The 13,376-nt window shown below is 49.5% G+C and carries 4 protein-coding genes, 1 rRNA gene and 4 pseudogenes; 3 read left to right on the forward strand and 6 right to left on the reverse strand.

The features are described from left to right. Positions 1-56 precede the first annotated feature (56 nt). Positions 57-172: ribosomal RNA gene (gene rrf, locus ATN88_RS24625) — 5S ribosomal RNA — on the forward strand. A gap of 318 nt (positions 173-490) precedes the next feature. Next, positions 491-1,950: pseudogene (gene nagE, locus ATN88_RS24630) on the forward strand (N-acetylglucosamine-specific PTS transporter subunit IIBC). A gap of 9 nt (positions 1,951-1,959) precedes the next feature. Here nagE and ATN88_RS24635 read toward each other — a convergent pair. From ATN88_RS24635 to ATN88_RS24645, 3 genes are all read right to left on the reverse strand, one after another. Further along, positions 1,960-3,264, reverse strand: a complete 1,305-nt coding sequence (locus tag ATN88_RS24635) for a sensor histidine kinase (RefSeq protein WP_067420098.1) — start codon at positions 3,262-3,264, stop codon at positions 1,960-1,962. Further along, positions 3,248-3,922 (reverse strand): response regulator transcription factor, encoded by a 675-nt coding sequence (locus tag ATN88_RS24640; RefSeq protein ID WP_067420099.1) that lies wholly within the window; start codon positions 3,920-3,922, stop codon positions 3,248-3,250. The genes ATN88_RS24635 and ATN88_RS24640 overlap by 17 nt, the downstream gene beginning before the upstream one ends. A 300-nt stretch (positions 3,923-4,222) precedes the next feature. Then, positions 4,223-6,796, reverse strand: coding sequence for a family 20 glycosylhydrolase (locus tag ATN88_RS24645; RefSeq protein WP_067420100.1), 2,574 nt, complete (start codon positions 6,794-6,796; stop codon positions 4,223-4,225). 344 nt (positions 6,797-7,140) lie between these two features. On the opposite strand from ATN88_RS24645, the gene ATN88_RS24650 reads away from it, so the two are divergent. Next, positions 7,141-7,401, forward strand: a complete 261-nt coding sequence (locus ATN88_RS24650) for an MliC family protein (RefSeq protein ID WP_067420101.1) — start codon at positions 7,141-7,143, stop codon at positions 7,399-7,401. A 143-nt stretch (positions 7,402-7,544) separates the two neighbouring features. Here ATN88_RS24650 and ATN88_RS24655 read toward each other — a convergent pair. The 3 pseudogenes from ATN88_RS24655 to ATN88_RS24665 form a co-directional block, all read right to left on the reverse strand. Then, positions 7,545-8,956, reverse strand: a pseudogene (locus ATN88_RS24655) (phosphoglucomutase/phosphomannomutase family protein). A 58-nt stretch (positions 8,957-9,014) separates the two neighbouring features. Further along, positions 9,015-11,419, reverse strand: a pseudogene (locus ATN88_RS24660) (GH36-type glycosyl hydrolase domain-containing protein). Positions 11,420-11,457: 38 nt separating this feature from the next. Continuing rightward, positions 11,458-13,373 (reverse strand): annotated as a pseudogene (locus ATN88_RS24665) (beta-N-acetylhexosaminidase). Between the last annotated feature and the right edge of the window lie 3 nt (positions 13,374-13,376).

The following is a 13,376-nucleotide window of genomic DNA, read 5'->3' on the forward strand; positions in this document are numbered from 1 at the left end:
GCTTTCCAAGATTTTGGTTTTTACCTTTTTAAAAGGTGAAGACTTAGCAGAATTTGCTTGGCGACCATAGCGTTGTGGACCCACCTGATCCCATGCCGAACTCAGTAGTGAAACGCAACAGCGCCGATGGTAGTGTGGGGTCTCCCCATGTGAGAGTAGGACATCGCCAGGCTTCAAATACAGTCGAAAAGGCCATCCGTAAGGATGGCCTTTTTGCGTATATGAGATTTAGAAACATCACAGGTTAAAACACTTGTCTTGGATGGTCTTTTGGCTTTTATCCGTTCTCAAAATCCCCCATTTCGTCTTTTAATCACCACTTAACTCTCTGAATTAAAGAGATTTGAGATCTCGACCGCCTAAATTTTCCCAATATTAATTTTTGTTAATGCTGCTAAAAGGTCGCGTTAATCGCACTCGCTCTACTCTGGGATGGTCATTTTAACGTTCAGAAATGGCCTAACGGATTGAAACGGAAGGAGTGTTTAACGTGAATATTTTGGGATATTTACAACAAGTCGGTAAGGCATTGATGGTGCCGATTGCCGTCCTGCCTGCGGGCGGCTTAATGTTGGGTTTGGGCTATGCCATCGACCCAACTGGTTGGGGGGCGAACAGCCACTGGCAACCATCTTGGTGTTTGGTGGTAAAGGGATCATGGACAACCAAGCGTGGTTGTTTGCTGCCGGTGTCGCGTATGGCTTAGCCAAAGACAACAATGGTGCGGCGGCACTGTCTGGTCTTCTAGGGCTACTTATCGTGGAAATGGTAGTAGGGAACATTAACGTTATCTCCCAGATAACGGGTGTGCCTGTTGCTGATATGTCAAAGGCGCAAGTCATAGCATCTGGTGCCGCGGTCAGTGCGTTTACAGGGATCCTGATGGGGATTGTAGCGGCGGTTTTGTATAACCGTTTCCACAATATTCAGCTTCCTACAGCACTGGGTTTCTTTGGCGGTCGCCGTTTTGTACCTATCGTGACCTCATTCTCTGCCATCGGTATCAGTATCTTGATGGTGTACGTGTGGCCAACCGTTTATGGTGCCTTGGTTAACTTTGGTGTCGCTATCTCTGAAATGGGTGCCGTGGGTGCGGGTGTTTATGGCTTCTTTAACCGTCTATTGATCCCAGTTGGCCTTCACCATGCATTGAACCAAGTGTTTATCTTTGATCTTGTCGGGATCAGTGATATTTCAAAATTCTGGTCAGGCACGGGTGAATTGGGCGTGACAGGCATGTATCAAGCGGGCTTCTTCCCAGTGATGGGTTACGGTTTGCCAGCAGCATGCTTGGCGATGTACCACTGTGCTAAACCTGAAAATAAAGCCAAGGTTGGCGGCATCTTGGGTGCTGCTGCGGTAACAGCCATTATCACGGGTGTGACGGAGCCTATCGAATTCGCCTTTATGTTTGTGGCACCTGTGCTGTATGTCATTCACGCCTTGCTGACAGGGTTGTCACTCTTTATTGCGGCGAGCATGCAGTGGTTTGCAGGCTTTACCTTCTCGGGCGGTTTGATTGACTTCGTGTTGTCGTTCAACTTGCCGCTTGCCATCAAGCCTTACATGCTGATTGTTCAAGGTCTGTGTTTTGCTGCGGTTTACTATGCCGTATTCCGCTTTGCGATTGAGAAGTTTGATCTGAAAACGCCGGGCAGAGAATCGGTTGATGCGAAGCAGCAATTGTTGCCTGTCGACGATCGCGCGGAAGCTTATGTGTCAGCATTGGGTGGCAGAAGCAACCTTGTGAGCATCGATGCTTGTATCACGCGTCTTCGTTTAACGCTGAAAGATGTCACCCGCATTGACGAGGACACGTTGACGGAACTAGGCGCAATGGGCGTGGTAAAACTGGGTGATAAGAACCTGCAGGTTATCGTTGGAACAGAAGCGGAGTTGATTGCACAAGCCATGGCAAACTGCCATCCAAGTGCGGCCACCGCAAGTTAGACGAGCATCCTACAAGAAGGCGTGAGTTCGGATTGGATCCAATAAGATCCGAACTCTCGTCCCAGGTTGATTATCTCGAATGGATAGGCTTGCTCTGTGTCTACTGACCACCGCGTCGACCAGTGCCAAGCCCAATCCACAGCCGGATTCTGTCCGGCTTTTATCTGCGCGATACATAGGTCTGCAAACTGCTAGCTTGTCTTCGTCGCTGATCCCAATGCCACTGTCCGCCACGACCACCCCATAGCTATCAACGACCACTTCAATATCACCCTGCTCTGGTGTGTATTTCACCGCATTCTCAATCAAATTAAACACTGCGCGGAATAGCAAGGATCGGTCGCCTTTCAACTCGCACACCTGATCTTGTCGAAAGGTGAGGGTCTGCTGTTTTTGTTCTATCAACGGTTGGATAAACTCGATGGCATCTTGTGTCACCAAACTCAGATCTACCTTTTGATCTTCAATCTCTGTCTCAAGAGTATTGAGTTTGGCTATCTCTAACATGCTATTAAACATAGAAAGCAGTAGCTCTAACTCATCATGACAAGCACCTATGTTCTTGGCCTGTTCAGGCGCGAGTGCGGGGCTATCGAGTGTTTGTTCAAGCCGAAGCTTTAATCTCGCCATTGGCGTGCGCATGTCATGCGCGAGGCCTGTGGTCAGGGAGCGTAACGTGGTTTCGTTCTTCGTCATCTGCTCAATCATAAAGTTGAGGTGGATGGCGAGGATGTCGAACTCATCATCTCGACGAGATACTGGTAACTTCACGTTGGCCTCACCACAAACAAACTGATTCATTGCACGGTTCACTCGCTCCAGTCTTCTTTGTATTTGCACGCTAAACGAGAAGGCCACAATTAGCATCAATGCGATGGGTAACAAGCTGCCAAAAAAGACGATAGGCACCAGTGCCTGACGAAAAGCTTCTAGCTTTGAGGGGTCGACACGCACTTCCAAATGGTAGTCTGGCGCGAGCGGTATACGGGTATTCGACTGAGGAAGGCGGTGCATGGGGTATTCGCCTACCTGCACCGAAGGGCTATCTCTCAGTTGATAGTAAAACAAACGTTCGCTGGTTTTCTTCGCGGCAAGGAGTTGCTCTACTTCGTCACGGTTAGATTTGGCAGCAAACTTAAACTCAGAGATCTCATCGTTGAGTTGCTGAGTCAGTCGCTCGCGGTGGAAGGCTTCTGAGCCGGTATACACCTGATAAATCACAACTACATTGATCAGCGCGATGAACAAAAAAAGCCCAATAAGGGTTCTGAAAACGGACGAACGCGTCAGGGTATAGTTATCGGCGAAGAACATAACCCGCTCCACGCACTGTATGCAGTATGTCTGCGCATCCGGCGTCTTCGAGTTTTCGCCTTAAATTGGCAATGTGCACGTCGATGACATTGGTTTTGGGGTCGAAATGATAGCTCCAAATCGCCTCAAACAAACGCATTCTGGAAACCACTTGTTCATTGTGCTCTATGAAATACTGCAACAGACGAAGCTCTTTCGGTTGGAGTGTGAGTTGATGATGGTGGCAATACGCCGTGTGCGTTTTCAAGTTTAGCCTGAGGCAGTCGTATACCATTTCGTTGGTAACGGGGAGATGACGATGAGCACGGTTAATGATGATGTCGACCCGTGCAATGAGCTCTGCAAGGGCGAAAGGCTTGGTCAGGTAATCATCGCTACCCGCCGTTAAGCCATCCACTTTGTCTTTCACGCTGTCTAATGCACTCAAGATCAGAACGGGAAGATCGGGCTCGGTGGATTTCAGTGCACTGAGGACTTTCATCCCATCGAGATTGGGAAGCATACGGTCTAGGATGACCAGTTGATACTGACTGCTGAGTGCCATCATCAATCCGCTGTGTCCATCTTCAGCAATATCGACGGCGTAGCCATGCTCTTTCAGTGCCTTGGCGATAAAGTCTCGGGTGGTAGGGTCGTCTTCAATGATGAGTATTTTCATGCTTCCTCCGCGATTCACGGAATATGGTACGTTTTCAACCATATGCGGTAGAAAGAATAAAAACTGGCTCGCACCAGGAATGCGAGCCAACACCAGTTTGGGGGAACTGATTCACCAGCCTGTTGCAACTGATGTGAAAACAGCTTAACCGAGGATGGATTAAAAGCGGATTGAGGGAAGGTTAATAATTGTTAAGGTTAGAAAAATTCCATTTCAGGCATGGAGTCAGTGCTAGCTTGCCAAAATAAAAAACGCCTCAGCCATGTCTGGCCGAGGCGTTGTCGGTAATGAAATTTGCTGTTACTTCACTTCAGCCACACGGCTAGTGCGATCGCCAGAGACGGTGCGAATCAACGCATTCGAAACAGACGGAGCTTGAGCAGCGTCATATGCCTGCCAGCTCTGACCGTTATCAACCGAGTATTCAATCGTCAGCCCAGGGAAGGCACTGTTGGCTTTCAACACGCCACCTTCAATGATCCCACCAGGGACTGGCAAGTTGAACGCTATGCCGTTTGCTTCGAGGCTTGGCATGATGTTTTTCGCCACCAAGTTTGCGAACAGGTTATATCCTTCGGTACGCGCGGCTTCATCAACCAACTTGCCGTCCGCATCGTGCGCTTCCCAAGCTGCGGTGTGCCATGCACGCTCAGCCAGTGCAATCGCACGCGGGAAGGTCATGCCTTCAAACTGTGCTTCCGTACGGATAGTCTCTGTCCATACAGAACCTTGCAGACCCAGCACGTTCTCTGGACGCTCAAGCGTTTTCACACCGGCGGCATCAAGCACGTCTTGCTTGGTGATAGGTGCACCCGCACGGGTGAAGTCTGCGTTAGCGTAAAGGTCATCTGGCATGAAGCCAAAAGACTTACGGGTGTCAGTGAAGCGTGGTGCCCAGTAGTAGCCGCGCTCTTCTGGATCTGGCTCGTACGGGTGGTCAAAATAGAAGTGGGTAGCTTGGTTGTAAATTACGCCGTAGCCGTTGTTGGCAAGGTTGTAGGCACGATCTGCTACACCCCATTCCCAGATATTTTGCCAAGCATTACCGCTGACGTTTGCATTGGCCATTTCGCCACGTGGGTAGACAACATTGTTATGCATCAAGCCATCTTCCCAACCACCAAGATCAAGGTTGTGATTGGCCGTGATCACAGAGATGCGCTCAACGAAGTATTGGCTTAGCTCATCAACGGTTGAGATACCTTGGTTATTGTTTGCGAGGAACGCCTGACAAATTGGCGAGTCAGTCCATGCACCAGCGATTTCATCGCCACCAAAGTGGAAGGTCTTCAGCGGTTGGATATCTTGATGCAAAGCCACCAAGGAGCCGACAACGGTATCAACGAAGTTGTACGTCGATTCCATACAGACGTTCATCGCATTGTCAGTAAACATCTGAACGGAAAGATATTCAGTGGTGTCGTTTGGATCGCTCAGCAGGTATTCATTCGCTTTTGCTAAGTCGCCTTGCGCCGCCAGTTTTTCATAGCGTGCTTCCATGGCTTTAATAGCCGCGTGTGCGTGGCCTGGCATATCCACTTCTGGGATCACTTCAATGTTTAGCGCATTCGCTGCTGCCAGGATCTCTTTGTAGTCAGCTTCGGTGTAGAAGCCGTTAGATTCTGCTGTGCCATTTGGACCCGCACCCAAAAACGGCAGGACACAGTTGGTTTCAGACAGATCATGACAACGTTGAGAGCCTACTTCAGCAAGCTCTGGTAGGGCAGGGATTTCAATGCGCCATGCTTCGTCATCACTCAAGCGAAGATGCAGTTTGTTCAGCTTCACGGCGGCCATTTGGTCAAGCAGTTCCAAGATGGAGTCTTTGCTTCTGAAGTTACGCGCCGCATCGATAGAGAGGCCGCGGTAGGCGAAACGAGGCGCATCAACAATCTGTGCTTCTGGGATCAGGTTGTTCTCGACAAGTTGGAGCAGAGATTGCGCGGCGTAAAGAGCACCGGCAGCATCCACGGCATCAATATTGATTTTTTCCTCAGCCGAAGAAACAGACAGGTTATAAGCCTCTTCCCACTTAGGCGCACCGTCAATGCTCACTTGGCCCCAGCCCACGTGAATCACTTTAGATTGATTTGGCGACCATGGGACAGCCGTTAGGCCGAGTTGGTTTGCCAAGAACTCAGCTGGAGACTGATAGCCGTTGTCGAAGACGACCACCCAAGAGGCGTCAATGGCAACCTTACCTTCACCGAGTGTTATGGCTGCTGGTGTTGGAATGACACCCTTGGCATCGGCAAGTTTATGGAGATCGCTGTTGTTGGCGTAGCGATCAGCAGCCGTAAATGGGTCGTAGAAGTCCGTCAGACCACCGCCGTATCGTTTCCACGTAAGTTCACTGTCAAAGTCAGCGACAAATGGCAGTTCTTCGCCCGGCTTGGTTGGTACTTCGCCGTTGATGGTGTTACTGGTGCTGGCGATAAGGGCGGTTTCGCCACTCTCTGAGACTAAATACCAGTTCGGCATGATGTCGGTTTTGGCCACTTGCCAGAACTCAGATTGGAAGCCGATGTTTAGCGTTTGGCCCGGCTGTAGCGCGTTGAATTCCGCCGTTGGCTCAAGCTTGAAAATATCACCATTGACGTGCGTGACTTTCAGCCCCGGGTTATCGAGTGCTTGCAGCATACGAATGTGGCTGAAGTAAATGGCCCAGCCAGAAGCAGGTAATGCTGTCGCACTGTCGTTTGTCAGCGTGATTTCGCCTTTAAACGAGCGCCATTCATCTTGTTGGTTGTCTAGAACGGTGTACTTTAGACCTAAGCCATTCCCCAGTTGAGACAGCACCTGAGAAGATACTGCGTAGCTCGGTGTTGCCAGCACACTCGAGATAGCCGTGGCGAGTAATACGCGTTTTAACATCTTTAGCTCCTTTAATTTCCTTATCAAAATAATTAGTTTGAAGCGTAGGAGTTAGATGAATTAACGACTTGGTTAATGAGGTATCTAAGGGGATAGTTGGAATCGAATTCATAAACAAGTTTGCAAGATGAGTCATTGCATAAAAAACGTTCGATGCATATATCGTTCGCTATTTTTGCGGGATTTTACTTGGTATGAAAATGTAGGCATATAAATTAAGCATGAGAAATAAATACGTCATCAATTCGACATGATGAACACTGCGGATCTGTGACCTTGCGTTGACTTAAGTTCAGCATTTTGTGCTGATATATGAGAAAGCTTTCATAAGCAGGAGAGACACCATGAAGACTACTGTAATTTCACTTGTTTCAATCATGTTGCTCGCGGGATGTAGTAGTAAATTGCCCAGCCAGTACGTGTGCGAGGATGGTCAGTCATTTCAGGCGTTGATCACCTCTGATACCGCGCTCATTCGATTGAATGATGAAGATAAAGAGTTGCCACGAATTCGCTCTGCATCCGGTGTTCAGTATCAATCTGACGGTGGAAACACTGGGTTTTATGGTAAGGGAAAAGAAGCCATGCTGGTGTGGGGGATGTAACACTGCGTGATTGTGTGCTTCAGTAAGTCTTCAGCACAGAAAAGAAAGGGTAGCCAGTGCTACCCTTTTTGCGAAAGCCTTTTGGGCTTGCAGGAATGAACAGCAGATTGCCAATTTAATGGAGTAACCTGTTCGCTCTGCGCTTAAACGTACAGGAACTCTTTGATTTGCTGTACGAGTGCTTCTGCGGTTTCTTTGTCTTCCCACTCTACGAAAATACGCAGTAGTGGCTCTGTGCCTGAGAAACGTGCAATCGCCCAGCCGCCGTTCTTGAAGTAAACCTTCAAGCCGTCTGCGTAGCTGACTTTTTCAATCTCATAGGCAAATTCTGGCAGTGCTTTTTCAACGTAAATCTTGTTGTAAAGCTCTTCGCGTTGCGATGCCTTGAACGTGCAGTCGCCCTCTGCGGTGTAGGCATAGCCGTACTTACCGTAGATTTCATCCAGCAGCTCAGACAGTTTCTTGCCCGTTACGCTGATCATTTCAACCAGCAGGCTTGATGCGAATACACCGTCTTTACCTTTGATGTGACCACGAATGGTCAAGCCACCCGAGCTTTCACCGCCGATCAGTGAGTCATCTGCTTCCATTTGAGAACTGATGTGTTTGAAGCCCACAGGCACTTCAAAGCTCTTCTCGTCATGGTCTGCAGCCACTTTGTCCAGCAGGTGTGTGGTCGCGATGTTACGCACCACTGAGCCTTTCCAGCCTTTGTACTCCAGCATGTAGTAGTACAGCAGCAACAGGACTTCGTTCGGGTGAATGAAGTTGCCTTTTTCATCGATGATGCCAAGGCGGTCAGCATCACCGTCGGTACCGATACCGATGTCGTAACCTTCGTGAGCCACCAGATGCTTCAGGCGGTAAAGGGTCGCTGCGCTTGGTGAAGGCATCAAACCACCAAAGCCTGGGTTCGCACCATCGTTGATCACGTCAACGTCACAGCGGCCTGAGATCAGCACGGTTTGCAGGGCGTTTTTCGCCACACCAAACATTGGGTCGATCAGCACGCGAAGGTTTGCTTTTTTGATCGCTTCAATGTCGATGAAGTTGATGATTGAGTCTACGAACTCGTTCATCGGGTTGATGATCTGAATAGAACCCGCTTCTACGGCTTCTTCGAAATCAACGGTTTTCACATCGCTCAGTTGAAGCTTGCTGATTTGCTCTTCAATTTTTGCGGTGATGATTTCATCTGCGTCGCGACCGCCTTTGATAAAGACTTTCACGCCGTTGTAATCAGCTGGGTTGTGCGAGGCTGTGATACACGCTGAGTAGTGTGTTTCCATTTCCTTCGCTTTGAACATCACGATTGGGGTCGGGACGTATTTGTCGATAAAGCTGACAGTAATGCCATTAGCTGCAAGCACACTTGCGAACACTCTGCGGCTTTGTCAGACAGGAAACGACGGTCATAACCAATAACGAAACCCGGCTCAATGGCGTTTTCGTTAATCATGATATTGGCAAGACTTTGAGCGACGAGTCGCACGTTATCACGTGTGAACTCTTCACCGATGATTGCACGCCAGCCACCAGTACCAAATTGGATCATGGTTGAACTCCTTTTAAATCCATGGAAAAACGGGGCTGTAGCAGCCCCGTTTTGGTGATTAGCCCAGAACTACAACCACGTCGTTCACTGAACCTGCAGCTTGTGCAGGGATTGCACCTTCTACTGGTTCACCGTTCAGAGTGATTGATTTCACGCCTTTGCTAACGCCGTTCGGGTTTTCAACCTTGATTTGGTAAGTCGCATCGCGCCATTCACGACGAACTTCGAAGCCAGGCCAGCTTGTTGGGATACATGGATCGACGGTCAGACCGTCGAAACCAGTTTGTACACCCAGAATGAAGTTAGTTACCGCGAAGTAAGCCCAACCAGACGTACCTGTCAGCCATGGGTGGTTTGCACGGCCATGGTTTTCGTGGTCGCGACCCATGATGAACTGAACGTAAGAGTACGGTTCAGCAACACGCTTCTCGATCATGTCGTTTTGGTTGTACGGGTTCAGTGCGTCGTAGAACTTCATCGCACGGTCACCGCGGCCCAGTTTGGTTTCTGCAACCCAAGCCCATGGGTTTGGATGCGAGAAGATTGCGCCGTTTTCTTTCACGCCTTGGTATACGCGTGTTACGAAACCGATGTCATCGTTTGGCGTTGCGAACGATGGAGAGTTTAGGTGCAGGCCGTACTCAGAGAACAGGTTCTCATCAACTGCGTCCATCGCTTTCTCGCCGCGATCTTGCGAAGCCAGACCAGACAGAACTGCCAGTGTGTTTGACTCTAGGTGAACACGACCTTCAGCTTGTTGTGCAGTACCGATCTTGTCGCCGTCTTTCGTCAGACCACGGATGTACCAGCCGCCTTCTTCATCCCACAGGTGCTTCTCACACGCTTCACGCACGTTTGCAGCCATTACTGTGTATTTCTGAACGTCTTCGTCGTTGCCGCGGTATTTCGCCAGCTCGATGAATTCTTGCAGTGCCCAGAAGTGCAGGAATGACACCATTGATGACTCACCGCCACCCAGGTTCAAACAGTCGTTCCAGTCTGCGCGCAGGCCTTTACAGATACCGGTTTGACCGATGTACTCTGCAGAGAAGTCCAGAGCCGCTTTCATGTGCTCGTAAACCGTTGCGTTGCCGCCGTCTGCGTATGGGATTGACTCATCAAGGAAGCTTTCTTCACCGGTTTCAGTGATGAAGTTGATGATGGTCGGTACGATCCACAGGTGGTCATCAGAACAAGTGTCTTCGATGCCGTGGATCTTGTCTTCGTCACTTGGCGTTGGAACAACGGTCGGAGACTTAGATGGTTTAACGTCAGCTTTCTCTGGATCGAACCAATCTGGATCGAACAGGTGCAGACCGTAACCCGCTTTTACTTGACCACGTAGCAGGTCAACAAGGCGCTTACGCGTCATTGCTGGGTTTGAATGCGGTACAGAGATCGCGTCTTGCGCGGTATCGCGGTAGCCCAGACCAGTACGGCCGCCAACTTCGATGAATGATGCAAAGCGAGACCAGACCACACAGGTTTCTGCTTGGTACAGGTCCATGCGTTGATCATGGTGTCCAGACCTTCGTTTGGCGATTTCACTTGGAACTTGTTACAACGCTCGTCCCAGTGACCTTTGATTGCTGCGAATGCTGCATCAACGTTAGCCATGTCTTGGTATTTCTCACGCAGACGCTGGCCTTCACCTTTGCCGATACCCAGCAAGAATACGAAGCGAACTTCTTCACCTGGCTGAATCACGAATTGCTTGTGCAGAGAACCACACTGGTTGTAACAGGTTTGAACGTGGTTAGAACAACGACCTTTTTCAACCGCGATTGGGTTCGCTTCGTCACGGTACATGCCCAGGAAGCTGTCACGCTGACCGTCGTAGCTGTCAGGATCGAAGCTAGACGCCATGTAGTAGAAACCTTCGTAATCGTTGGTGTTGTAGTACAGGTCGTACTCAATCACGCCGTCTTTGTACGAAGTACCTGCAGAGTACAGGCTCATTTGGTGGTTCTGGTTGTCAGACTGGATGTGGCTGAACGAGAACTCAACGAAAGAGAATGCGCTGATAGTACGAGGTTTGTCGCCGTCGTTCTTGATCTTCACGTCCCAGATTTGCGCGTCTTCGCCTTTTGGTACGAACAGCGTTTTCTGTGCAGTGATGCCGTTGTACTCACACTTGAACTTAGAGTAAGACAGGCCGTGACGCACTTCGTAAGAAGCTTCTTCTAGGCTCTTTGCCACTGGTTGCCATGAGATTGACCAGTAATCGCCAGTCTCATCATCACGCAGGTATACATAGTGTCCTGGACGGTCAAACGTGCCGTTCGGACGGAATTTAGTTACGCGGTTGTACTCAGGGCTGTTGTAGAACGAGTAGCCACCTGCGTTGTGAGAAATAACAGTACAGAATTTTTCTGTACCCAAGTAGTTGGTCCATGGCGCCGGTACGTCAGGGCGGGTAATGACATATTCCCGGTTATCGTTATCAAAGAAGCCGTATTTCATGGCGTGTATCCTTTTACAAATCTCAAAAAATTAAAAAATTACCGACGGTAGTTAATACCTAGGCGATCTAGGTATTGCAGTTGTCCGCTGAGACGAGCCTGAAAATCTGCCCAATCTCTTTGTTCCTTGGCACTCCAACACACTTCTGCAATCGCCAGCAGGCGAGGGAAGATCATGTATTCGAAGCGGCTTTGGGTATTCGTTGCTTCGCACCAAAGTGCACATTGAATGCCTTTCACACGGCTGAATTCCTCGGCAGTCACTTTCGAGTGAGCGAGTGGTTCATAGTGATAAGCGGCCTCAAGTGGCACTTTTGCTGCCCAGTCAGTTCCCGGCTCATCCGCTGAGTAGTCTTGAGCCATATCGAGATAGGTGGCCTGCCCTGGCTGCAGGACGACATTGTATCCATTTTGGATACAATCCAATCCAGATTGCTCGCTAATCCACGAGAAGATCACAGTATCTTTACTGACTTTGTCGCCAAACACGACTTCCTCCCAGCCAAACATCTGTTTGCCCTTTGTGCTGAGGAAATTTTCGCAATGGCGAAGTACATGTCCTTGAAGATCTTTAAAATCTTTGTAACCGTGCGTTTTCATCAGAGCCTGACATGCAGGGCTGTCTACCCACACACCTTCTGGCACTTCATCGGCACCAATGTGTACATAAGGTGCTGGGAATAGTTCACAAACCTCTTTAAGGACTGTTTCCAAAAAGGTGTATGTACCTTTCAGACCTGGGTTCAGAACGTTGTCGTTGAAGTTCTGAATGCTGCAGTAAACTGACTTGTCTGCGTCTTCCACTAACAGATGTGGCAGAGACTTGACCGCCGCACGGCAGTGTCCTGGGATATCAATTTCTGGCACGACAGTGATGCCGCGTTGCGCTGCGTACGCAATGACATCGCGAATTTCGTCTTTGGTGTAGAAACCGCCATGAATTTTCGACAGTGTGGTGTACTGCGGCTCCATGGTTTCAAACGGTCCACGCCATGCACCGATTTCGGTCAGCTCTGGGTAGGCGTCAATTTGAATGCGCCAGCTTCATCGTCTGTCAGGTGCCAATGGAAGTGGTTGAATTTAAAGCGTGCCAGTTGGTTAATCAGGTCTTTCACACGACGCACTGGGTGGAAGTGACGTGCACAGTCCAGCATCATGCCGCGATAGCCAAAGCGTGGGTGGTCTTCAATTTCCACACACGGGATCGCGTAGTTGAAGTAGTGTCTGTGTGTCGCTTGAACAGGCAACAATTGCAACAGCGTCGAAACGCCGTGGGTGAATCCACTGGCTTCTGTTGCACTGATGACGATGCCAGTTGGCTTCACGCTTAAACGGTAACGCTCACCTTTTAGTTGCTTGTCGATAACAAACTGGATCTGACCTTCTTGCTTGATGGTGATGTCTTTACGCACGTGCGCAGACATTTCTTCAGACAGCCACTGAGCAGCCAGCTTTGCTTCATCTGAGCGCACAGCAATGGCACATTCATCGGAAACGGCAAATTGGCCAGTCGTCACCACCAAAGCTTTTGGTTGTGGGAGCAGGTTGATGGCCTTAGGTTCAGGCAACGAAAGCGGCACGCGCTCTGGAGTCTGTACGCCAAGGTTTACTGGTGGAGTCTCAACTGGGTAGGCAGTGATGCCGTCTTCAGTGGTGACCAGCAAGCACGCGTCACCGATACCTTCATCATGCAGAGAGAAAGGCTTGGTGCGGTGGGTAAATTCTAAATAAAGGTGTTCGTTAGCATTTAAAGGCTCGCCCGTTTCAAAAATACACAGGCTACCAATCTGCTTTAAGTTTCCATGGGACACACTTTCTGGGTAGACATAGCGACTTACGCTGAAGGTAAGTTGCCACTTCTCGATGTTTTTCTCAGAAAGGTTGTGGAATACCAACGCAAAGCGGCTCTTCTCAGGAGTGACGTCGATTGCGTTGAAATCTAGGCGAAACGTCATGAC

Source organism: Enterovibrio coralii, from assembly GCF_001559595.1.
Taxonomy (GTDB): Bacteria; Pseudomonadota; Gammaproteobacteria; order Enterobacterales; family Vibrionaceae; genus Enterovibrio; species Enterovibrio coralii.

Bases quoted from the DNA above. Each gene is read 5' to 3' on its own strand.
- ATN88_RS24635 (WP_067420098.1), bottom strand. From the start codon at position 3,264: ATGTTCTTCGCCGATAACTATACCCTGACGCGTTCGTCCGTTTTCAGA.
- ATN88_RS24640 (WP_067420099.1), bottom strand. From the start codon at position 3,922: ATGAAAATACTCATCATTGAAGACGACCCTACCACCCGAGACTTTATC.
- ATN88_RS24645 (WP_067420100.1), bottom strand. From the start codon at position 6,796: ATGTTAAAACGCGTATTACTCGCCACGGCTATCTCGAGTGTGCTGGCA.
- ATN88_RS24650 (WP_067420101.1), top strand. From the start codon at position 7,141: ATGAAGACTACTGTAATTTCACTTGTTTCAATCATGTTGCTCGCGGGA.